This window comes from Streptomyces sp. NPDC088707, from assembly GCF_044752725.1.
Taxonomy (GTDB): domain Bacteria; phylum Actinomycetota; class Actinomycetes; order Streptomycetales; family Streptomycetaceae; genus Streptomyces.
This window is the reverse complement of the sequence record NZ_JBIVLV010000008.1, coordinates 402038-424773: the sequence shown is the minus strand read 5'-3', so window position 1 is coordinate 424773 and position 22736 is coordinate 402038. Positions and strand designations below refer to the sequence as shown.

Annotated in this window: 13 protein-coding genes; 10 read left to right on the top strand and 3 right to left on the bottom strand. The window is 74.4% G+C overall.

Annotation, left to right across the window (positions count from 1 at the left end; all coding sequences use genetic code 11):
* Positions 1-195 precede the first annotated feature (195 nt).
* The 5 genes from ACIP84_RS25450 (at position 196) to moeZ (ending at position 6493) form a co-directional block, all read left to right on the top strand.
* Complete coding sequence (locus ACIP84_RS25450; protein ID WP_401800514.1) at positions 196-1899, top strand: glycosyltransferase; 1704 nt, start codon at positions 196-198, stop codon at positions 1897-1899.
* Positions 1892-3346, top strand: coding sequence for a hypothetical protein (locus ACIP84_RS25445; RefSeq protein ID WP_401800512.1), 1455 nt, complete (start codon positions 1892-1894; stop codon positions 3344-3346). Before ACIP84_RS25450 ends, ACIP84_RS25445 begins: the two co-directional genes overlap by 8 nt.
* Positions 3347-3548: 202 nt before the next feature.
* Positions 3549-4520 (top strand): NAD(P)-dependent oxidoreductase, encoded by a 972-nt coding sequence (locus tag ACIP84_RS25440; protein WP_209496695.1) that lies wholly within the window; start codon positions 3549-3551, stop codon positions 4518-4520.
* Positions 4508-5251, top strand: coding sequence for a spherulation-specific family 4 protein (locus ACIP84_RS25435; RefSeq protein ID WP_355962434.1), 744 nt, complete (start codon positions 4508-4510; stop codon positions 5249-5251). Before ACIP84_RS25440 ends, ACIP84_RS25435 begins: the two co-directional genes overlap by 13 nt.
* 63 nt (positions 5252-5314) lie before the next feature.
* A complete protein-coding gene (moeZ, locus tag ACIP84_RS25430) occupies positions 5315-6493 on the top strand; it encodes an adenylyltransferase/sulfurtransferase MoeZ (RefSeq protein ID WP_355962436.1) in 1179 nt (392 codons plus the stop codon).
* 66 nt (positions 6494-6559) lie between these two features.
* On the opposite strand, the gene ACIP84_RS25425 is transcribed toward moeZ, so the two are convergent.
* The 3 genes from ACIP84_RS25425 to ACIP84_RS25415 form a co-directional block, all read right to left on the bottom strand.
* Positions 6560-8158 (bottom strand): alpha/beta hydrolase, encoded by a 1599-nt coding sequence (locus tag ACIP84_RS25425; RefSeq protein WP_401800510.1) that lies wholly within the window; start codon positions 8156-8158, stop codon positions 6560-6562.
* Between the two features lie 54 nt (positions 8159-8212).
* Positions 8213-9784 carry an alpha/beta hydrolase gene (locus tag ACIP84_RS25420; RefSeq protein WP_401800508.1) on the bottom strand — a complete coding sequence of 524 codons (1572 nt, stop codon included), beginning with the start codon at positions 9782-9784 and terminating at the stop codon, positions 8213-8215.
* 79 nt (positions 9785-9863) lie between these two features.
* The gene (locus tag ACIP84_RS25415; RefSeq protein ID WP_401800506.1) at positions 9864-12515 is read right to left on the bottom strand and encodes a flippase-like domain-containing protein; all 2652 of its coding nucleotides are present in this window, start codon (positions 12513-12515) and stop codon (positions 9864-9866) included.
* 201 nt (positions 12516-12716) lie between these two features.
* Here ACIP84_RS25415 and ACIP84_RS25410 point away from each other — a divergent pair, with 201 nt between their 5' ends.
* The 5 genes from ACIP84_RS25410 (at position 12717) to ACIP84_RS25390 (ending at position 22660) form a co-directional block, all read left to right on the top strand.
* Entirely contained in the window at positions 12717-13073 is a 357-nt protein-coding gene (locus ACIP84_RS25410) for an MGMT family protein (RefSeq protein WP_401800504.1), read from the top strand.
* Positions 13074-13297: 224 nt separating this feature from the next.
* Positions 13298-16714 (top strand): ATP-dependent helicase, encoded by a 3417-nt coding sequence (locus tag ACIP84_RS25405; protein ID WP_401800502.1) that lies wholly within the window; start codon positions 13298-13300, stop codon positions 16712-16714.
* A gap of 86 nt (positions 16715-16800) precedes the next feature.
* Complete coding sequence (locus ACIP84_RS25400; RefSeq protein ID WP_401800500.1) at positions 16801-17610, top strand: hypothetical protein; 810 nt, start codon at positions 16801-16803, stop codon at positions 17608-17610.
* Between the two features lie 69 nt (positions 17611-17679).
* Positions 17680-21150 carry a UvrD-helicase domain-containing protein gene (locus ACIP84_RS25395; RefSeq protein WP_401800498.1) on the top strand — a complete coding sequence of 1157 codons (3471 nt, stop codon included), beginning with the start codon at positions 17680-17682 and terminating at the stop codon, positions 21148-21150.
* A gap of 10 nt (positions 21151-21160) precedes the next feature.
* Entirely contained in the window at positions 21161-22660 is a 1500-nt protein-coding gene (locus tag ACIP84_RS25390; protein WP_401800495.1) for a dipeptidase, read from the top strand.
* Positions 22661-22736 lie beyond the last annotated feature (76 nt).

The following is a 22736-nucleotide window of genomic DNA, read 5'->3' as shown; positions in this document are numbered from 1 at the left end:
CCACCCCCCCGGTGCGCGGGGCGCCCCCCCCCCCCACCCCCCGCCTGTGGGGTTTCATTATTACCCCTATCCCCCGCTCGGGGGGCCCCCCCCCCCCCCCCCCCCCCCCACCACCGGTATCTCCGCTTACGTTCTTCCCGCTGCGAGTCGCCGGACCAACGGTGGCCGCCGTCAAGGGAGATCGGGGGTGCACTCATGCGGATCGGACTGCTCACGGAGGGTGGCTACCCGTACGCCACCGGTGAGCCCGGACTCTGGTGCGAACGACTCGTACGCGGACTCGGGCAGCACCAGTTCGACCTGTACGCCCTCGGCGGGTCCGGCACCCCGCGACCGCTCCCCCCGAACGCCCGCGTCGCACGCACCGCCGACCTCGGCGGCCCCGACACCGGCCCGGCGGCCCGGAACCTCCTCGAACGGACCGCCTTCGGCGACCGCCGCGCCGCCCGCCGCGCCTACGGCCGGCGCGAGCGACGCCGGTTCGTCGACGCCTTCCAGCGGCTCGCGGTGGGGGTGTGCGGTGAGAACACCCCCGGGACCCCGGAGAACACCCCCGGGCCCGGGGAGAGCGAGACCGGCGCCGCGCTCGGGACCGCCTTCGCCGAGGGGCTCTACGCGCTCGCCGAACTCGCCCGCGAGCGCGGCGGTCTCCCCGGCGCGCTCCGCTCCGACGACGCCGTCCGCACCCTCGAATCCGCCTGCCGTGCGCCCGGCGCACGCCGGGGCGCGGCCGCCGCGGGACTCCCCGACCACCTCGCTTTCGTCGAGCACCTGGAGCGCACCCTGCGCCCCCTCTCCCTCGACTGGTACGCGGAGGACGCGCTCGGCGCGGCCGACCTCTGCCACGCCGCGGCCGGCGGCACCACCGCCCTTCCCGGACTGCTGGCCAAACGCTTCTTCGGGACCCCGCTGCTCGTCACCGAGTACGGCGTACAGCTCCGCTCCCACTACCTCTCCGCCGCCGGCGCCGACCGTTCCGCACCCCTGCGCACCCTGCTCGCCGCCCTCCACGGCCGGCTCGCCGCCGAGGTCTACGCGCAGGCCGCCCTCCTCACCCCCGGCAACGCCCACGCCCGCCGCTGGCAGGAGAAGTGCGGCGCCGACCGCGCCCGGATCCGCACCGTCCACCCCGGCATGGCCGCCGACCGCTTCGCCGAGGTCGGCGAGGACGAGGAGAGCGGAGACCCCGCCACCCTCGTCTGGGTCGGCCGGGTCGAACCCGCCAAGGACCTCATCGCCCTGCTGCACGCCTTCGCCGAGATCCGCGCCCGGCAGCCCGACGCCCGGCTGAGGATCGTCGCCGTACCCGTACGGGACCCGGGCTCCGGCGCGTACCTCGCCCACATCAAGGGGCTCGCCGCCCAGCTCTTCCCCGACGAGGCCGCCGGCGCGCACGCCGTCGGCGAGAACCCGGTCACCTTCGAGGAGCTCGGCGACCCCGAGGCACCCACCCTGGAGGACACCTACGCCTCCGGCGCGGTCGTCGTCCTCTCCAGCGTCGTCGAGGGCTTCCCGGCGAGCCTGGTCGAGGCGATGTTCTGCGCGCGGGCCACCGTCTCGACCGACGTCGGAGCGGTCGTCGAGATCATCGGCGGCACCGGGCTCGTCGTCCCCCCGCGCAACCCCCGGGCACTCGCCGACGCCTGCCTCGCGCTGCTCAGCGAGCCCGAACGCCGCCACCGCCTGGGCGCCGCCGCCCGCGCCCGCGCGCTCGAACTCTTCACCGTCGAACAGAACCTCGCCGCGTTCCGCGGCATCTACCTGGAACTCCTCTCCCACGCGCCGGTGCGCCACCGTCCCGCGGACGGCGTGCCCTTCGCCCACCCCGCCGAGGCCCACGTGCCCGGCAGCTGGGCGCACAAGGCCGTGGCCGCCGGAACAGGAGCCCCCGATGCCTGAAGGAGACACCCCCATGCGCGGCTCCGCCGCCCCGACGAGCCCCGGAGCCTGGGACGCCCGCTCCGAGGCACTCCTCGGCGCCCCCGCACTGACCCCCCGTACCGGCGGCGCCCTCGACCCGCACACCGCCGAGGCCCCGCTGTCCGGGATAGCCCCGGCCCCGGCGGGCACACCGTGGCCGACCACACCGCCCGGCCCGGTGGGCAACCCGGACCCGTCCGGTGCGGATGGCACGACCGACCGGTCCGAATCGGTCGACTCGACTGACCGGTCCGGCCCGTCCGACTCGTCCGGCCCGGACGGTCCAAACGCCCCCGCCGAGACGTCCGTCGCCCCCGCCCCGGCGGCCGTCCTGCCCGGCGGCGACCCGGCGGCGCCCCCTCCCGCAGCGGCCCCCGTCCCCGCCGCCCGCCTCCGGCGCGGCACCGCCGACCCCGTCAAGGTCCTCATGCACCGGCACCGGGAGCTCTGCGCCCGGGCCGTCGACCCGCTGGAGATCGCCGCCGGGCTCGAGGCCCAGGGGTTCACCGACCGGACCGCCGCCCGCTTCCGGCACCGGGACGTGTTCTCGCTGGCCGAGGAGCTCTACGCGCGCGTGCCCCGCGGCAACGAGACCCCCGCGCCGCCCGCTCCCCCGCGCGGGGACACCGACGCCTGGGTGCTCGCCGTCCTCACCCCCGGCGCCGCCGCCGCGCTCACCGGCATCGGGCTCGCCGTCACCCACGGGCCCGTGCGTCTCGCCGTCGGCGCGACCGGGGCCCTGCTGCTCACCGCCGCACTCCCCTACGCCGTCCGACGCGGCCCCTTCCGCGCCCCCGAAGGCGGCACCGTGCCCGCCGCCCGGCTCTGGACCGTCTGGCTCGTGGCATACGCGGTCGGCGGCGACGGACTCCTCACCCAGGTGCTCAGCGGCGGCCCCGACGGTCCCTGGGACCTGGCCCCCGGACCGGTCCTGGCCCTCGCCCTCGCCGTCGCCCCCGCCGCCTGGTGCGCCCGGCTCTTCGCCCACCGGGCACGGCGCCGGATCGCCGACAGCCGGGGCCTCGCCGACTTCGCCGCCGGCACCCGCCCGCTGCTCCTCGGCACCGTGACCCTCCAACTCCTCGCCCTCACCCTGCTGCTCGGGCTCACCGGGTTCAGCTCCGGAGCCCTGGCCCTCGGCGCGCTCCTGCTGCTCGCCCGGCTCCTCACCGTCCACGGCTTCCCCGAGACGGCCGCGGCCGCCCTCGCCGCCGCCAGCGCCGCCGAGGCGCTCGCCCTCACGAGCGTCCTCGCCGCCCGTGTCCCCGTCCCCGGCTTCGACGCGCTCGCCGCCCCCGTGCGGACCCTCGTCGACACCTGGGGCCCCGGGGCCGTACCCACCCTCGTCTGCGGCGCCGCCGCGCTCGGCCTGCTGGCCCACGCGACCGGCTCCCTCGTCCGGGCCTCGGCCCACGCCACCCCGTGAGAACCCGCCGCGACCCGCGCCGGAGGCCGGGAGACCACAGCACCGCCCACCCCGCCGGGCCTCCCGGCCGGAAACCTTCTCGCACCCGCGGAGCCGACGCCGCGGGCGCGACCCGTCACCTCTCTGATCACCTCGCAAGGAGACCGAAGACCATGACCCCGCAACCCCAAGGAACGGCCGGTCGGCACGAAGGGGCCGCACGATGAGGGTGCTACTGCTCGGAGCCAACGGCTTCATCGGCCGCTTCGTCGCCGACCGGCTCCTCGCCGACCCGGCGGTCCACCTCACCGCGCTCGGCCGGGGCGACGACGCCGACGTGCGCTTCGACCTCGCCTCCGGCAGCCCGGGCGCGCTGACCCGGTTCCTCGACGCCGTCCACCCCGGGGTCGTCGTCAACTGCGCCGGCGCCACCCGCGGCGGCGCCCGCGACCTGACCCGGCACAACACCGTCGCCGTCGCCACCGTCTGCGAGGCCCTGCGCCGCAGCGGCTGCGGCGCCCGGCTCGTCCAGGTCGGCTGCGCATCCGAGTACGGGCCCAGCCAGCCCGGCTCCTCCACCGCCGAGGACGCCGTACCCCGCCCCGGCGGTCCGTACGGGGTCTCGAAGCTGGCGGCGACCGAGCTCGTCCTGGGCTCGGGCCTCGACGCCGTGGTCCTCCGGGTGTTCTCGCCCGTCGGCCCCGGCACCCCCGCCGGGTCGCCGCTCGGCCGCCTCGCCGAGGCGATGCGCCGGGCCATGCAGGCCGGCGACGGCGAGCTCAAGCTCAGCGGCCTCGGCGTGCAGCGGGACTTCGTCGACGTACGGGACGTGGCGCGAGCCGTGCACGCGGCCTCGCTCTCCGCCGCCCAGGGCGTCGTCAACATCGGCACCGGCCGCGCGGTCCGGCTCCGGGACGCCGCCGCCGTCCTCGCCAGGGTCGCCGGCTACTCCGGCAACCTGCACGAGCTGGACGCCCCGCACGGCATCCCGCAGCGCCCCATGATCGGCGCCCCCCGCACCGAGGGGACCATCGCCGATCAGCTGGCCGCCGCCCCCTACCCGTACCCCGACGGCTGCGGCCCCTGGCAGCAGGCCGATGTCCGGACCGCCCGCGACCGGCTCGGGTGGCGGCCCCGGATCAACCTGGAGGAGTCGCTCGCCGACATCTGGATGGAGGCGGCGTGTCGCATCTGACGGCGACCACGGGGGCGGTGCGGGAGGCCCTGGGGGTGGGCGTGCCCGGCTACGCCCACCCGCTGCTCGCCCCCGTCGAGTGGGGCGAGCTGACCCGCCCCGGGACCCCGCTGCACTGGGCGGTCCTCAATGTGGCGGAGGGCCCGGGCAGCCGTCCGGACCCGCACTGTCTGGAGGCGGCGGGGAAGCTCCGCAACGCGGGGGTCAGGGTCCTCGGACACCTGGACGCCGCGTACGGCTCCCGGCCGTTCGGGGAACTGGTCTCGGACGCCCATCGCTTCGTCGACTGGTACAAGGTGGACGGCTTCTACCTGGACCGCTGCCCCGCGGACCGGGCGGACCTGGCCGGGGTGCGGCGGGTCACCGCGACCCTGGAGGCGGTCCTCGGCGGCGAGGCCCACCTCGTCCTCGGCCACGGCACCCACCCCCACCCGGGGTACGCCGAGACCGCCGACCAGCTGGTGACCTTCTCGGGCGCCTGGGCGGACTACCGCTGGTCGCAGGTGGCCGAGTGGACGGCCGAGTACACGGAGACCAAGTTCGTCCATCTCGTGCACGGCGTTCCGCGTACCCATCTGGAGGAGGCCCTGCGGATCGCCCGCTGGCAGGGGGCTGGGACGATCTTCTTCACCGACCGGGCGGGGGGCCCGGGACAAAGTGCGCCATTCCACTCGCTGCCCGGCTACTGGGACGAAATCGTCTCGCGGATCGGACCGGGTGTCTCGGAATGAGAAGAGGCGTGGCAGTGTTACGGGGAGAACAACCGTACTGACATACCGACAACCGGAGTCCCCGTGTCGCTGCCACCCCTGGTCGAGCCGGCTGCCGAGCTCACCGTAGACGAGGTCCGCAGGTACTCCCGCCACCTGATCATCCCGGACGTCGGGATGGACGGGCAGAAGCGGCTGAAGAACGCCAAGGTGCTGTGTGTCGGCGCCGGCGGCCTCGGCTCGCCGGCGCTGATGTACCTGGCCGCCGCCGGCGTGGGCACGCTCGGCATCGTGGAGTTCGACGAGGTCGACGAGTCGAACCTCCAGCGCCAGATCATCCACAGCCAGGCCGACATCGGCCGCTCCAAGGCGGCTTCGGCGCGCGACAGCGTGCTCGGCATCAACCCGTACGTGAACGTGATCCTCCACGAAGAGCGGCTCGAGGCCGAGAACGTGATGGACATCTTCAGCCAGTACGACCTGATCGTCGACGGCACCGACAACTTCGCCACCCGTTACCTGGTGAACGACGCCTGCGTGCTGCTGAACAAGCCGTACGTCTGGGGTTCGATCTACCGCTTCGACGGCCAGGCGTCCGTGTTCTGGTCCGAGTACGGTCCCTGCTACCGCTGCCTCTACCCGGAGCCCCCGCCGCCGGGCATGGTCCCGTCCTGCGCCGAGGGCGGCGTCCTGGGCGTGCTGTGCGCGTCCATCGGCTCCATCCAGGTCACCGAGGCCATCAAGGTCCTCGCCGGCGTGGGCGACCCGCTGGTCGGCCGCCTGATGATCTACGACGCCCTGGAGATGCAGTACCGCCAGGTGAAGGTCCGCAAGGACCCGAACTGCGCGGTCTGCGGCGAGAACCCGACCGTCACCGAGCTCATCGACTACGAGGCCTTCTGCGGCGTCGTGTCCGAGGAGGCCCAGGAGGCGGCGCTCGGCTCCACGATCACTCCGAAGCAGCTCAAGGAGTGGATCGACGACGGCGAGAACATCGACATCATCGACGTCCGCGAGCCGAACGAGTACGAGATCGTCTCGATCCCGGGCGCGCGTCTGATCCCGAAGAACGAGTTCCTGATGGGCGCCGCCCTCCAGGACCTCCCGCAGGACAAGCGGATCGTCCTGCACTGCAAGACGGGTGTCCGCAGTGCCGAGGTCCTCGCGGTGCTGAAGTCCGCGGGCTTCAGCGACGCGGTGCACGTCGGCGGCGGCGTGATCGGCTGGGTCCACCAGATCGAGCCCGAGAAGCCGGTCTACTAGTCGGCCTGACGGAGGGGCCCGGATCTCGACACGAGATCCGGGCCCCTTCTCATGCGCCGTCGCGGGTCACGCCCCGGTACGAGCCGCTCCGCCGGAGCAGGTCTTGCCGTACGCGGGGACCTTGCCCTCCAGGAGGTACGCGTCGATCGTCGCCGTCACGCACGACGACGTGCCGTACGCGCCGTGGCCCTCGCCCTCGTTGGTGACCAGGACGCCGACACCCGTGCCGAGTTCCTTCGCCATCTTCTCCGCGCCCTCGTACGGGGTCGCCGGGTCGCCCGTCGTGCCGACGACGAGGACCGGGGCGGCGCCCGGGGCGCTCGCCTCCGGGGTCGCCCGCTCGCCCTTCACCGGCCATTCGGCGCACCAGCCGGCCGTGTCCCAGGCGAGGAACGCGCCGAACACGGGGGAGAGCCGCCGGAATTCGGGGATCAGTGCCTTCGCCTCCGCGGCGGTCGGCCGCGCGCTGGAGTCGGCGCAGGAGATCGCCCGCTGCGAGTGCGTCTGGGTGGCGTAGTGGCCGTTCGCGTCACGGTCGTTGTAGTAGTCGGCGAGTTCGAGCAGGGCGCCGCCGCGCCCCTTCTCGGCGTCCGCGAGGGCCGACGTCAGGAGGGGCCAGTTGGACTGCCCGTACAGCGTCACCGCGATGCCCGTGAGCGCCAGGCCCTCGGTGAGCTTCCGTTCGCCGACGGTCAGCGGGGCGCGGTCGAGCTTCCGCAGCAGGCGCGCGATCCGCTCGGTCCCGTCCTCGGGGTCCTGGCCGGTGCTCTTCAGGTAGTTGCCCAGGGCCCGTTGGAAGCCGATCGTCTGGTGGCGGGCGTGGCCCACGGTGTCGGCGGTCGGGTCGACGACCGCGTCGAGGACGAGCCGGCCCACGTTCTGCGGGAAGAGGTGCGCGTACGTGCCGCCGAGCTGTGTCCCGTACGAGATGCCGAAGTAGTGGAGCCGGTCGTCGCCGAGGACCCGCCTGATCAGGTCCAGGTCGCGGGCGGTGGCGGTGGTCGTGGTGTGCGGGATGATCTCGGCGGAGCGGCGGGCGCAGCCGGCGGCGAAGGCGGCGTTGTCCTCGAGGTACGCGGCCTCCTCGTCGGCCGAGTCCGGAGTGAGGTCGACGGTGGCCTCGGCGGCGGCCTGTTCGGCGTCGGTCCGGCAGACGACACCGGAGCTGCGGTTGACGCCGCGCGGGTCGAAGCCCACCAGGTCGTAGCGCTCGGCGAGTGTGCCGTAGTCCTCCTCGACCTGCGGCATGATGTCGACGCCGGAGGCGCCGGGGCCGCCGAAGTTGAAGAGCAGGGAGCCGATGCGGTCGGCCTTGCGGCCCGCCTCCTTGCGGATCAGGGCGATCGGGATCGTCGCGCCCTCGGGCTTCGCGTGGTCGAGCGGCACCTTCACGGTCGCGCAGCGCCAGTTCTTGCCGGGCTTCGCCCCGCCGGGACCCGGGGCCGGGCAGGCCTTCCAGTCGGGGCGCTGACCGGTGAGGGAGGCGGGCAGCGGGGGAGTGGCGGCGGTGGCCGAGGGGGTGGCGGCGGTGGCCGACGGCTTGGCGTCGGTCGTGGCCGTCCTCGCGCCCGGGGTGGTGGCGGGTGCCCCGCCGCCGGCGCTCGTGCAGCCCGCGACCAGCAGGCCCGTGACGGCCAGGACCGCCACCCGTATGCGTATGGACATGTGTTCCCCCCAGGAGCCCGACAGGGCGGCCCATCCTAGGGGGAGCCCTCCGGGCTACTTGCAGACGGTGCCGGAGACCGGGACCTTGCCGTCCAGGAGGTAGGCGTCGACCGCCTTCTTCACGCACGCGCTGCCGCTGTTGTACGCGCCGTGGCCCTCGCCCTCGTACGTCAGCTCCACGCCGACCCCGTCGCCGAGCGCCTTCACCATCGAGCGGGCGCCCTCGTAGGGGGTGGCCGGGTCGCCGGTGTTGCCGACGACCAGGATCGGCGCCGCGCCCGGAGCGGAGACGTCCGGGTTCTCCCAGGTCCCGGGCACCGGCCACTGCGAGCAGCTGGAGAGCGCCCAGCCCATGAAGTCGCCGAAGACGGGGGAGGCCTCGCGGAACTGGGGGAGGCGTTCCTTGGCCTGGCCGAGGGTGTAGCGCTCCTTGAAGTCGACGCAGTTGATGGCGGCGTTGGCGGCCTGGATGTTGCTGTAGGAGCCGTTCTGGCCGCGCCCGTTCATGGAGTCGGAGAGGGTGAGGAGCAGTGCCCCGTCGCCGCCCTCGGCGTCGGAGAGGCCCTGCTCCAGGTAGGTCCAGTACTCCTTGGAGTAGAGGGCCTGCGCGATGCCGTTGGTGGCCTGTGTCTGGGTGAGCTTGCGGTCGCCGATGCCCGGGATCGGCTCCTTGTCGAGGGAGGCGAGGAGATCGATCACGAAGGCCTCGATCTCGGCGACGGTCGAGCCGGGCAGGGTGCACGCGTCGCCGCGGTCCACGCAGTCCTGGGCGAAGTTGTCCAGGGCGAGCTGGAAGCCCTTCGCCTGGCCGAGTGCCCCCTCCTCGACGCCGGCGTCCGGATCGACGACCGCGTCGAAGACGGCCCGGCCGACGTTCTTCGGGAAGAGGTGGGCGTAGACGCCGCCGAGTTCGGTGCCGTACGAGATGCCGAAGTAGTGGAGCTTGTCGTCGCCGAGGACCTGGCGCATCAGATCCATGTCCCGGGCGGCGTTCTCGGTGCCGACGTGCGGCAGGGCCGGGCCGGCGTCCCTCTCGCAGCCGGCCGCGTATCTCTTCTGCGCGTCGGAGAGCGTCCGCTCCTCGGCCTCGTCGTCGGGCGTGAAGTCGAGGGCGTAGTAGGCGTCGAGCTCCTTGTCGGTGAGGCATTCCACCGGGTCGCTGCGGCCCACCCCGCGCGGGTCGAAGGAGACCAGGTCGTAGCGGCCGCGCAGGGCCTCGTACTCGTTGGCGAACCCGGGCAGCGCGGTGACGCCCGAGCCGCCCGGCCCGCCGAAGTTGAAGACGAGCGAACCGATCCGCCGGTCCTGGTCGCGGGCGCGGGCCCGGATCAGCGCGAGCTCGATGGTCTCGCCGTCCGGTACCGACCAGTCGAGGGGGGTCTGGAGGAAGGAGCACTCCCAGGTGGCGCCCCCGGGCAGCGGGGAGGGCGCGGGTCCGCCGCCTTCGGCGGCGGACGGCGCCGGGCACGGTGCCCAGGACAGCTTCTGTGCCGCGAGCGCGGAGAGCCCCGCCGTCCCGCTCGGCTGCGTCCCCTCCGCCTTGTCGCCGCCGTCGGAGCACCCGGCGGCGAGCAGCACGGTGGTGGCGGTGAGCAGAGCGGCGCGCTGGGCGGCGGAGATCGGCATAGGCCCATGGTGGGCCGCCGCCCCCGCCGCCGCGCGGGACGGGGGTCCATGCGGGTGGCCCGGGACGCGACCCGGCCGCCTACAGTGCTTCGCGCTTCGTCAGCCAGTTGAAGCAGAGCCAGCCGGGGAGGACCGGGATCCACAGGGTCAGCAGGCGGTAGAGCAGCACGGCCGGGGTCGCGACCTCGATGGGGAGGCCGACCGCCACCAGACCGAAGGTGAGCGCGGTCTCGACCGCTCCCACGCCGCCGGGGGTCGGCGCCGCCGAGCCGAGCGCGTTGCCCGCGAGGAAGACGACCGCCACGCTCGCGTAGCTGATCGACACGTTGTTGTGGTCGAAGGCCCGGATCGAGGCGTCCAGGCAGAGCACGAAGGTGAGGGTGAGCAGCAGCATCCCGCCGATGCCGGTGACCAGCTTCATCGGCCGCTGGAGCACGTCCAGCATGCGCGGCACCACGCCGGCGAAGAGCGAGCGCAGCCGCGTCGAGACGAACTTCCGCATGAACGGGATCGCCGTCACGACGAGCACGAGCACCGCGACCGTGAGGAGCCCGGCGATGACCGTCCTCGACGGGGTGAAGGACTGCGACCGCTCCGTTCCCGTCAGATAGCCGAAGGCGAGGAGGAGCAGGATGTGCGCTCCGAGCCCGAAGAGCTGGGAGGCGCCGACGCTCGCCACCGCGAGTCCCGGCCGTACTCCCGAGCGCTGGAGGAAGCGGGTGTTCAGGGCGACGCCGCCGACCGCCGCCGGGGCGACGATCTTCACGAACGAGCCGGCGACCTGCGCCACCACCGTCCGCCAGAACCCGACCCGCTCCGGCACGAAGCCGAGCAGGCTCATCGCCGCCGCCACATAGCTGAGGGCGGAGAACAGCACCGCGGCCGCGACCCACCGCCAGTCCGCCTCGCTGATCGTCGACAGCGGGGTCCGTGAGATCTGCGACAGCAGGAAGTACGCGGCGACCGCGCCCGCGATCAGACTGACCAGGGTCCGCGGCTTGATCCGCTCCAGGCGGACCGGCTCCGCCGGCGCAAGCGGGCGGATGAGCAGCACCTGCTGCCGGATCTGGGCCAGCAGGTCCTCCTCGCGGGCCTCGTCGAGTGCCGTGTCCAGGGCCCGCTTCTCGGCCTTCTTGTCCGCCTTCTTCTCGGCCTTGGTCTCGGCCCGGGCGGCCGTCGGGTCCGCGGCCGCCTCCGCGGCCTGGGCCTTCGCCAGTTCCCGCTCGTGCTTGGCCGCCTCCGAGGCGGCGAGCACGGCCTCCCGCTCCCGGGCCGACCGCTCCCGGGCCAGTTTCCGCAGCGTCGCGCGCGTGGAGCGGCTCAGGGCGATGGGCTGGAGCAGCGGCAGGCAGTCGGCGACGGCGTCCGGGCCGAGCACCTCGACGGCCGCGGCGACCGTGCGCTCGGCACCGACCCGCAGGCCGAGGGTGGTGAGCAGCTGGGCGATGTCCATCCGCAGGATCAGATCGCCGGCCGCGATCTCGCCGCCGCGCAGATCGGTGAGGATCACCCTGCCGGAACGATCCACCAGAATCGCGTCGCCCGTGAGCCGGCGGTGGGCGATCCGGCGCGACTGGAGCGCCCGTACCTGCCGCCAGGCGCTGCGGACCAGTGCGTCGGTGATGTCGTCGTCGTCGAGCGAGTCGAGGCTGCGGCCGCCGATGTGCTCGTAGACGAGCATCACGGCGTCCGGGCCGAGCTCGGAGGTGGCGATCAGCTTCGGCGCGTTCGCCCCGGCGGCGATCGCCGCGTACGCGAGGAGCGCCTCCTGCTCCAGGGCCTGGCGCAGCGAGACGATCGACCGGCGGGTGGTGATCGTCCGCAGGGTGATCCGCCGCCACGCGCGGTAGAAGAAGCCGTGCGCCTGCTGCTCGCGGTCGACGACGGTGACGTCGAGCGGCGGCCCGTCCTCCAGGGTCACGATGTACCGGCGGCCCCGGTCGCCGCTGTCGGACGAGTCGGGCACGCCCTCGGCGCGCAGCGCCGTGACGGGCCGGAAGCCGACCCGGCGCAGACCGGCGAGGAGGGTCTGCCCGGTGGGCCGGACGTTGGGGGAGCCGACCGCGTACAGCGTGCCGTACGCCACGGTCCAGCCGATCAGGACGGTCAGGATGATCGAGAGCGCGGTGGTGTAGCCGGCCACCAGCATGGTGAACGCGTCGAGGAGCAGCACCACCCAGAGCGACACCCGCCAGCGGGGTCTGCGGGCCATGCCGACGGCGGTCATGTACGCGATCACCGGGGCGAGGTAGTTGTGCACCGGGTCGGTGAGCCCGCCGCCGGACGCCGGCTGGGTCAGCGCGTCCTGGATGGTGCCGGGCGCGGCCTGGGCGACCCAGAGGTCGGTGGCGAGGGTGAGACCGTGTGCGAGCACGGCGGCGAGGACGCCGTCCGCGATGCGCAGCCCGTCACGTTTGATCAGGCGTTCGATGGCGAAGGCGACGGGGACGAGCAGGACGGCGATGGACGAGACGAGACCGGCGATCTTGACGAAGACGTCGGGTGCGCCGACGGCGCCCTTGTTGATGTCCTCCTCGAGGCCCGAGGTGGTCGCGTGGGCGAACGCGGCGACGGCGATGACGAGCCCGATGGCGAGCAGCCCGGCGAGCAGCCGCATCAGGTCCGAGGGGCGGTGGACCCGGGCGGCGAGCAGCGGCTCGTCGCCGGAGACCCGCTCGGGCACGTCGGCCTGGCCCTCCTCGGGGGGCTGGGTGTCCGGGGCCATCACCATGTCCGTCTCTGCATGCGCGTCGTGTCGTTCTCGTTCTCGCTGTTGTCCGGGCTGTGTTTCTCGCTGTTGTTCTCGCTCTTGTTCTTGTACTTGTCGCTCTTGATCTCGTATCACCAGTCACCGCCCGCACGATGGTGGCACGAAGAGCCGCCGCGCGGAGGCATCAGGGCCATGTCGGTGGGGTGAGGCAGGATGGGGCGGATGAGCATGGAGGTGCCCGTGGGGGAGACCGCAGAACTGCCCGAGTACGCGGAACGGGTGCTCGACGTCGCCGACGGGATCCCGCCCGGCCGGGTGATGACCTACGGCGACGTCGCCGAATGGCTGGGCGAGGGCGGGCCCCGCCAGGTCGGCCGGGTCATGGCCCTGTACGGCGGGACGGCGCCCTGGTGGCGGGTGGTCCGCTCGGACGGCACGCTGCTCCCCGGGCACGAGCTGAGGGCCCTCGACCGCTACCGCGAGGAGGGCACGCCGCTGCGCGAGCGGGGCCCGGCGGCCGAGGGGCACCTGCCGAGGATCGACATGCGGCGGGCGCGCTGGGACGGAACTCACACCTGAGCCCGCCGACCGGGGACGACCGGGCGGGGCGGGGCGTGAGCGGCGCCGGAGGGGACGTACGCGGTACGGAACGGGGCGCGGAGTACGGCTCGGCGGCGGGTCGTTTCGCGTAACGTCGACGTTCGCGTCTCCCGAGGCGACGGCGGGCCGGCGAGCCCGACGGCCGGCCGCGGCGGACGGCCGCCTCACCCGCACCACCACTCCCACCAGGACCGGCGACCCACGTGAGTACCTCCTCGACCACCCGGCGTACGCCGCCGCACCAGGGACAGCCGTACCCGGGTTCGGGACGGCCGCGGAACCCGGGCGCGTACCGACTGGTGCGCACCACGCCGGCCCCGATGGATTCCCCTCAGCTGGACGCAACCCAACGCGAAGTGGTTGACCACGACGGCGGACCTCTTCTCGTCCTCGCCGGCCCCGGCACCGGCAAGACGACGACCCTGGTCGAGGCCGTCGCCGCCCGGATGGAGAACGGCGCCGACCCCGAACGGCTCCTCGTCCTCACCTTCAGCCGCAAGGCCGCCGTCGAACTCCGCGACCGCATGGCCGCCCGGCTCGGCGGCCGCCGCCCGCCGCAGGCCACCACCTTCCACTCGTACTGCTACGCCCTGATCCGCGCCCACCAGGACGCCGAACTCTTCGCCGAACCCCTGCGGCTGCTCTCCGGACCCGAGCAGGACCTCGCCGTACGCGAACTGCTCGCCGGCCACATCGACCTGGAGAAGGCCGGGCTCGGGAGCATCCGCTGGCCCGACGAACTCCGCGCCTGCCTCACCACCCGCGGCTTCGCCGACGAGGTACGCGCCGTCCTCGCGCGCTCCCGCGAACTCGGCCTCGGACCGGACGCCCTCGCCCGCTTCGCCGAACGGGTCGGCCGGCCCGACTGGAAGGCCGCGGCCGGCTTCCTCGCCGAGTACCTCGACGTCCTCGACCTCCAGGGCGTCCTCGACTACACGGAGCTCGTCCACCGGGCCGTACTCCTCGCCGAGGACATCAGCCTCCCCGCCTACGACGCGATCTACGTCGACGAGTACCAGGACACCGACCCGGCACAGGTCCGGCTGCTGCACGCCCTCGCGGGCGGTCCGACCGGGGCCGGGGCCGCCGAAAGGGCGTCCGCGAGGGGTGGCCGGGCTACGGGCGGGAGCACGGTCGTCGCCTTCGGCGACCCCGACCAGTCCATCTACGCCTTCCGGGGTGCCGACGTGAACGGCATCCTCGACTTCCCCGCCTCCTTCGGCGGCGCGGACGTCCGGGTCCTGCGCACCGCGCGCCGCTCGGGCGCCGAGCTCCTCGCCGCGACCCGGCTGCTCGCCCAGCGGATGCCGATGCCCCGGCTCCCCGCCGACAAGGTCCGCGCCCACCGCGACCTCACCGCGGCGCGGGACGGCGGCCTTGCGGAGGCGTACACGTACCCGACGGCCTCGGCGGAGGCCGAGAACATCGCCGACCTGCTGCGCCGCGCCCACCTGGAGGACGGCGTCCCCTGGCACCACATGGCCGTCCTCACCCGGGCCGCCGCCCACCTCCCGTCCCTCCGCCGCGCCCTCACCTCCGCGGGTGTCCCGGTGGAGACGGACGCGGCGGACACCCCGCTGCGCCACGAACCGGCGGTGGCCCCCCTGCTGCTGGCGCTGAGGGCGGTGGCTCAGGCCGCCGGCAGGCCCGCACCGGGCCGGGACCTCGCGGACCCCGCACCCGCCGAGCACGACGAAGAGGACACGCCCCCGGGCTCCGCGCCGGCGCAGCCGGAAGACACCCGCACGTGGCTGACGACCGAGACCGCGCTCGAACTCCTCGCCTCCCCCCTCGCCGGCGTCGACCCCGCCGACCTCCGCCGCCTGGGCCGCGCCCTGCGCGACGAGGCGCGCGCCGCGGGAGACAAGGTCCCGCCACCCTCCGACGTCCTCCTCGCCCGCGCCCTCGCCGAGCCCGAGCGCCTCGCCGCCCACGACCCCGCCCACGCCCGCGGTGCGAAGCGGCTCGGCGACCTGCTCCGTGACACCCGCACCCTCCTCGCCGACGGCGGCACCGCCGAGGAGGCCCTCTGGGTGCTCTGGAGCGGCACCCCCTGGCCCGGCCGGCTCGAGCGGGCCGCGCTCCGCGGCGGGCCCGCGGGCCGCAACGCCGACCGGGACCTCGACGCCGTCTGCGCCCTCTTCGAGACCGCCGCCCGCGCCGAGGAACGCGTCGGCGGCCGAGGTGTCCTCAACTTCCTCGAAGAACTCGACGCGCAGGACATCGCCGCCGACACCCTCACCCGCCGCCACACCCGCCCCGACGCCGTCCGCCTCATGACCGCCCACCGCTCCAAGGGCCTGGAGTGGAGTCTCGTCGTCGTCGCCGGGGTCCAGGAGGGCCTCTGGCCCGACCTGCGCCGTCGCGGCTCCCTCCTGGAGGCCGACCGCATCGGCCGCGACGGCCTCGCCGAGCCCCTCACCCCCGGCGCCCTCCTCGCCGAGGAGCGCCGCCTCTTCTACGTGGCCGCGACGCGCGCGCGTGACCGGCTCGTCGTCACCGCCGTGAAGGCCGCGGCCGAGGACGGCGACCAGCCCTCCCGCTTCCTCACCGAACTCGGCGCCGAGCCGAAGGACGTGCCCGGCCGCCCCCGCCGCCCCCTGGCCGTCTCCGCGCTCGTCGCCGAGCTGCGTGCCACCACCGTCGACCCGGACGCCTCGCCCGCGCTCCGCGAGGCCGCCGCCCAGCGCCTCGCCGAGCTGGCCGCCCTCACCGACGAGGACGGCCAGCCGCTGGTCCCGGCCGCCCACCCGGACCGCTGGTGGGGCCTGTTCGAGCCGACCCGCAGCCCGGAGCCGCTGCGCGACCGCGACCGGCCCGTCGCCCTCTCGCCGAGCTCCCTGGACAACCTGGTGAGCACCTGCTCCCTCCAGTGGTTCCTGGGCCGCGAGGTCAAGGCCGCGGCCCCCGCCACCGCCGCCCAGGGCTTCGGCAACGTCGTCCACGTCCTCGCCGACGAGGTCGCCTCCGGCCGTACCCCCGCGGACCTCGACGTCCTCATGGCCCGGCTGGACTCCGTGTGGGACGCCCTCGCGTTCGACGCCCCCTGGAAGTCGGCCCAGGAGAAGCAGAACGCGCGCGTGGCGCTCGAACGCTTCCTCAGCTGGCACGTCATGGACCGCGGCGGCCGCACCCCGGCCGCCTCGGAGCACGGCTTCGACGTGACCCTGGAGGCGGGCGCGTACGAGGTCCGCATCCGCGGTTCCATGGACCGCGTCGAGACCGACGAGCACGGCCGCGCCTACGTCGTCGACTTCAAGACCGGCAAGTCGGCGCCCACCAAGGACGAGGTCGCCCGGCACCCGCAGCTCGCCGTCTACCAGCTCGCGGTCCGCGAGGGCGCCCTCGACGAGGTCCTCGACGGGCGGCGGCCGGAGCCCGGCGGCGCCGAACTCGTCCAGCTGCGGCAGGCCGCCCCGCAGAAGGAGGGCGGCGACGCCCTCCCCAAGGTCCAGGCACAGGACCCGCTCGCCGGGGAGTGGGTCGGTGAGCTGCTCGCCAACGCCGCGGGCCGGGTCCTCGACGAGCGCTTCACCCCCACCACCGGCCAGCACTGCACGAACTGCTCGTTCCGCGCCTCGTGCAGCGCCCAGCCGGAGGGCCGCCAGGTCGTCGACTGACGGGGGCCCGGGGCGCGGAGTCGCGGGCACGCGCGCGCGGGGAGACCCTGGTGGACAGGGATCGGGGAAACCGCGAGGAGGCTCGCATGGCGTCCCACCGAAAGCTCCGCGCCGCGGCCGTCGTCTGCGCCGTCGCCGTCGTCACGGGCCCCGCACCCGTCGCGGCCTGGGCCGCGACGACCGGCGCCGCGGCCGCCGCACCCTCGGTGTCGGCGCCGTCTCCCGACCCGTTCTCCGGTCTCACCGCCGACGAGATCGGCGACAAGGCGGTCACCGCGACCCAGTCGGCGACCTCGCTCCGGATGACCGGCCGGGTCGTCACGGAGGGGCAGCCCCTCGACATCGACTTCGCCGTGAACGACCGCGACGAGTGCACCGGCGTGATGAAGATCAAGGGCGGCAACGCCGAGCTCCGCAAGATCGACGGGATCACCTACATGAAGGGCGACGAGGCCTTCTGGCGCGTCTCCATGGCCTCCCAGGGCATGCCCGACGCACAGATCGACGCGACGGTCGAGCTGGTCAAGGGCCGCTGGCTGAAGATCGGCCCGGGGCAGGCCGGCAGCGCCGACCTCAGCGGCGTCTGCGACCTGAAGTCGCTCCTCGCCGACCTCGGCGAGGACAAGGAGGAGCGCCGCGGACTGACCAGGGGCCCCGACGCCGAGGTCGACGGCAGCCCCGTCGCGACCCTGGTCAAGAAGAAGGCCGAAGGCGAGACCACCACCGTGTCCGTGTCCCAGGAGGGCAAGCCGTACATCCTGAAGATGGTCAAGGCCGGTGGCGAGGAACCGGGCGCGATGGTGCTCTCCGACTACGACAAGCCCGTCCGGGTCGTCGTCCCGCCCGCCGACGAGACGGTGGACCTGTCGAAGCTGGACGGGGGCACGCCCGCGTGACGAGGATCCCTCGCGGGATCAGGGCCGGACCGGACCGGACTGTCGGTCCGCCGCGTTAGCCTCTTTGAGGTGACCGCACGCATCACCGACCCCGAGCAGCTCAAGGAGCTCCTCGGCATCCCGTTCACCCCGGAGCAGACGGCCTGCATCACCGCGCCGCTCGCCCCGCAGGTCGTCGTGGCCGGAGCCGGCTCCGGCAAGACGACGGTGATGGCCGCCCGGGTGGTCTGGCTGGTCGGCACGGGGCAGGTCGCCCCCGAGCAGGTCCTGGGTCTCACCTTCACCAACAAGGCCGCCGGAGAGCTCGCCGAGCGCGTCCGCACCGCCCTCGTCCGCGCCGGGGTCACCGACCCCGACGTCATCGACCCCGACAACCCCCCGGGCGAACCCCGGATCTCCACGTACCACGCGTTCGCCGGCCGGCTCCTCACCGACCACGGCCTGCGCATCGGGCTCGAACCCACCTCCCGGCTCCTCGCCGACGCCACCCGCTACCAGCTCGCCGCCCGCGTGCTGCGCGAGGCCCCCGGGCCGTACCCGGCGCTCACCCGCTCCTTCACGACCCTGATCACCGACCTGCTCGCCCTCGACGCCGAGCTCGCCGAACACCTCGTACCGCCGGAAAGACTCCTCTCGTACGACTCCGCGCTGCTCACCGCCCTCGCCGGCACCAAGCTCAGCAACGCCGAGCTGCGCAAGATCCCCGAGGCCGCCACCGCCCGCCGCGAACTCCTCGACCTCGTCGTCCGCTACCGGGCCGCCAAGCGCTCCCGCGACCTGCTCGACTTCGGCGACCAGATCGCCCGCTCCGCCGAACTCGCCACCACCCGGCCCGAGGTCGGCGAGATCCTCCGCGACGAGTTCCGGGTCGTCCTCCTCGACGAGTACCAGGACACCTCCGTCGCCCAGCGGCTGCTGCTCTCAGGACTCTTCGGCCAGGGCACCGCGCAGCGCCCGACCGGCCACGCGGTGACCGCCGTCGGCGACCCCTGCCAGGCCATCTACGGCTGGCGCGGCGCCTCCGTCGCCAACCTCGACGACTTCCCCGAGCACTTCCCGCACGCGGACGGCAGCCCCGCCGACCGCTACTCGCTCTCCGAGAACCGGCGCAGCGGCGGCCGCCTCCTCGACCTCGCCAACGGACTCGCCGCGCCCCTGCGCGCCATGCACGCGGGCGTGGAGGCGCTGCGTCCCGGGCCCGGCGCCGAGGCCGACGGAAGCGTCCGCATCGCCCTCCTCCCCACCCACGCCGAGGAGATCGACTGGCTCGCCGACTCCCTCGCGCACCTCGTCCGCACCGGCCGGGAGCCCGGCGAGATCGCCGTCCTGTGCCGCACGGCCACCGACTTCCCCGCCATCCACGCGGCCCTCGTCGCCCGTGACGTACCCGTCGAGGTCGTCGGCCTCTCCGGGCTGCTCCACCTGCCCGAGATCGCCGACCTGGTCGCCGTCTGCGAGGTCCTCCAGGACCCGGGGGCCAACGCCGCCCTGGTCCGCCTCCTCACCGGCCCCCGCTGGCGCATCGGCCCCCGCGACCTCGCCCTCCTCGGCCGGCGGGCCCGGCACCTCGTCCACCGGGGCGGAGACGAACCCGACCCCGAGCAGCGGCTCGCCGCCGCCGTCGAGGGCGTCGACCCGGCCGAGGTCGTCTCCCTCGCCGACGCGCTCGACACCTTCCTCGACTCCGGCGGCGCCGCCGACGACGGCCTCGCCTTCTCCGCCGACGCCCGGGTCCGCTTCGCGCGCCTCGCCGCCGAGCTGCGCGCCCTGCGCGGCTCGCTCGCCGACCCGCTCATGGACGTCCTGCACCGGGTGCTCTCGGCGACCGGCCTCGAAGTCGAACTCTCCGCCTCCCCGCACGCGCTCGCCGCCCGCCGCCGCGAGACCCTCGGCCACTTCCTCGACATCGCCGCCGGCTTCGCCTCCCTGGACGGCGAGGCGAGCCTCCTCGCGTTCCTCGGCTTCCTGCGCACGGCCGTCCAGTTCGAGAAGGGCCTCGACAACGCCCTGCCCGGCGGCGAGAACACCGTCAAGGTCCTCACCGCCCACAAGTCCAAGGGCCTGGAGTGGGACGTCGTCGCCGTCCCCGGCCTGGTCACCGGCCAGTTCCCCAGTGCCCGGGCCCGCGAGTCGTGGACCTCGCAGCCGCAGGTCCTCCCGCACGCCCTGCGCGGCGACGCGGCCACGCTGCCGGCCGTCGACACCTGGAACGCGAAAGCCCTCACGGCCTTCAAGAACGAGATGCGGGACCACCAGCACACCGAGGAACTCCGCCTCGGCTACGTCACCTTCACCCGACCCCGCAGCCTCCTCCTCGGCTCGGCCCACTGGTGGGGCCCGTCCCAGAAGAAGCCCCGAGGCCCGTCGGACTTCCTCCACGCCCTGTACGCCCACTGCGAGCAGGGCCACGGGGAGATCGAGGCATGGGCGGAGGAACCGGAGAAGGACGCGAAGAACCCGACCCTGGCGGAGCCGGAGAGCGACGAGACCTGGCCGCTCCCGCTGGACGGGGAGTCGTTCAGGCGCCGCCGGGAAGCCGCCGAGCTCGTCCGCACCCGGTTGTGGGCCATCGCGCCGCAGGGCGGAACGGCGGGGCACCCCACCGGCACGGCGCCGGCTGCCCAGGACCCGCACCCGGAGGACCTGTGGCCGGACGAGGAGGAACCCGTCTGGGACGAGGAGATCCTTCCCGAGGACACCCACGCGGACGCGGTCCCGGCGCCCCGGGAGCCCGAGTCCCTGCCCCCGGAGCCGGAGCCGGAGCCGGAGCCGGAGCCGTACGGCGGGCTCACCCCCGAAGACGCACGAACCATCGCCTCCTGGGACCGCGACCTCACCGCCCTCACCACCGAACTCCGCCGCTCCCGCGCCACCACCCGTGACGTCCTCCTCCCCGCGTACCTCTCCGCCTCCCAGGTCCTCCGCCTCGCCGCCGACCCCGACGGCTTCGCCCAGGAGCTGGCCCGGCCCATGCCGAAGGCCCCGCAGCCGGCGGCCCGCCGGGGCACCCGGTTCCACGCGTGGGTGGAGTCCCGGTTCGAGGAGCTGCCGCTGCCGTTCCTCGGTCCCGAGGACCTGCCCGGCGGGGAGGACTTCGCGGGGGAGCCGGAGATCCTCGACGAGCGGGACCTCGACGAGCTGAAGGAGGCCTTCGCCCGTACCGAGTACGCCCACCGCACCCCGTACCGCGTCGAGGTCCCCGTGCACCTCTCGCTCGGCGGCCGGGTCGTCCGGGGCCGGATCGACGCCGTCTACCGGGACCCGGACTCCGGCGCGTACGAGATCGTCGACTGGAAGACGAGCCGGCTGCGCACCGCGGACCCGCTCCAGCTCGCGATCTACCGGCTCGCCTGGGCCGAGCAGCACGGTCTCGCGCCGCAGGACGTGGCCGCCGCCTTCGTCTACGTGCGGACGGGCGAGGTCGCACGCCCCACCCGCCTGCCCGGCCGGGCCGAGCTGGAGGCCCTCCTCCTCGGAGAGCCGGCACCCGACGCCGAGCAGGCCCTCCTGCCGGGCGGGGCACCCCCGGGCGCCGGATAGGCTCGGGGGCATGAGCGAGACCCCGGACAGCGCCGTCCACGCCGTACGTACGTACATCGAGCAGCACCGTGCCGCCTTCCTCGGCGACCTCGCGGAGTGGCTGCGCATCCCCTCCGTGTCGGCGCAGCCGGACCGCGCCGGGGACGTACGGCGCAGTGCCGAGTGGCTCGCCGCCAAGCTCACCGAGACCGGCTTCACCACGGTCGAGGTCTGGGAGACGGACGGCGCTCCCGCCGTCTTCGCCGAGTGGCCCTCCGACGACCCGGACGCGCCGACGGTCCTGGTCTACGGCCACCACGACGTGCAGCCCGCCGCCCGCGAGGACGGGTGGCACACGGACCCGTTCGAGCCGACCGTGGTCGACGGACGGATGTATGCGCGCGGGGCGGCCGACGACAAGGGGCAGGTGTTCTTCCACACCCTCGGCGTCCGTGCGCACCTCGCCGTCACCGGCCGCACCGCGCCCGCCGTCAACCTCAAGCTGATCGTCGAGGGCGAGGAGGAGTCCGGGTCCCCGCACTTCCGGACCCTCGTCGAGACGCGCGCCGAGCGCCTCGCCGCCGACGCCGTGATCGTCTCCGACACCGGCATGTGGTCCGAGACCACCCCCACCGTGTGCACCGGCATGCGCGGGGTCGCCGACTGCGAGATCGCGCTGTACGGCCCCGACCAGGACATCCACTCCGGCTCCTTCGGCGGCGCCGTGCCGAACCCGGCCACCGTCGCCGGCCGGATCGTCGCCGCCCTCCACGACGCGGACGAGCACGTGGCGATCCCCGGCTTCTACGAGGGAGTCACCGAGCTGAGCGACGCCGAGCGCGCCCTCGTCGCCGAACTGCCCTTCGACGAGCACGCCTGGCTGCGCACGGCGAAGTCGCACGGCACCCTCGGCGAGGCCGGCTTCTCCACCCTGGAGCGGGTCTGGGCCCGCCCCACCGCGGAGGTCAACGGCATCGGCGGCGGCTACCAGGGCCCCGGCGGCAAGACGATCGTCCCCGCCTCCGCCCAGCTCAAGCTGTCCTTCCGGCTGGTCGCCGGTCAGGACCCGGCCAAGATCGAGCTCGCGGTACGGGACTGGCTCGCCGGTCTCGTCCCCGCCGGCATCCGGTACGAGATCGTCTTCGGCGCCCCGACCCGCCCCTGCCTCACCCCGCTCGACCACCCCGCCCTCAAGGCGGTCGCCGGGGCCATGAGCCGGGCCTTCGACGGCGCCAAGGTCCGCTACACCCGCGAGGGCGGTTCGGGGCCCGCCGCCGACCTCCAGGACGTCCTGGAGGCACCCGTCCTGTTCCTCGGCATCTCCGTCCCGTCCGACGGCTGGCACGCCCCGAACGAGAAGATCGAACTCGATCTCCTCATGAAGGGCGTCGAGACGACCGCGCACCTCTGGGGCGACCTGCCCGCCGCCCTGGGGCCTGTCGCCGAGCGCCCAGGGCCTGTCCGGCGGATCAGCGCCGGGTCCGCGGCGTCCGGCACGGCACCTCGCCGCGTTGCCGGAGCACCCCAATAGCTCCGCTGTCGAGGCGCTCCGGCGCCTTGCGAGCACCGCACCAGACGCCGCGGCCCATCCGACCCTGATCCGCCGG

Bases quoted from the DNA above. Each gene is read 5' to 3' on its own strand.
- ACIP84_RS25450 (WP_401800514.1), top strand. From the start codon at position 196: ATGCGGATCGGACTGCTCACGGAGGGTGGCTACCCGTACGCCACCGGT.
- ACIP84_RS25445 (WP_401800512.1), top strand. From the start codon at position 1,892: ATGCCTGAAGGAGACACCCCCATGCGCGGCTCCGCCGCCCCGACGAGC.
- ACIP84_RS25440 (WP_209496695.1), top strand. From the start codon at position 3,549: ATGAGGGTGCTACTGCTCGGAGCCAACGGCTTCATCGGCCGCTTCGTC.
- ACIP84_RS25425 (WP_401800510.1), bottom strand. From the start codon at position 8,158: ATGTCCATACGCATACGGGTGGCGGTCCTGGCCGTCACGGGCCTGCTG.
- ACIP84_RS25420 (WP_401800508.1), bottom strand. From the start codon at position 9,784: ATGCCGATCTCCGCCGCCCAGCGCGCCGCTCTGCTCACCGCCACCACC.
- ACIP84_RS25415 (WP_401800506.1), bottom strand. From the start codon at position 12,515: ATGGTGATGGCCCCGGACACCCAGCCCCCCGAGGAGGGCCAGGCCGAC.
- ACIP84_RS25410 (WP_401800504.1), top strand. From the start codon at position 12,717: ATGAGCATGGAGGTGCCCGTGGGGGAGACCGCAGAACTGCCCGAGTAC.
- ACIP84_RS25400 (WP_401800500.1), top strand. From the start codon at position 16,801: ATGGCGTCCCACCGAAAGCTCCGCGCCGCGGCCGTCGTCTGCGCCGTC.
- ACIP84_RS25390 (WP_401800495.1), top strand. From the start codon at position 21,161: ATGAGCGAGACCCCGGACAGCGCCGTCCACGCCGTACGTACGTACATC.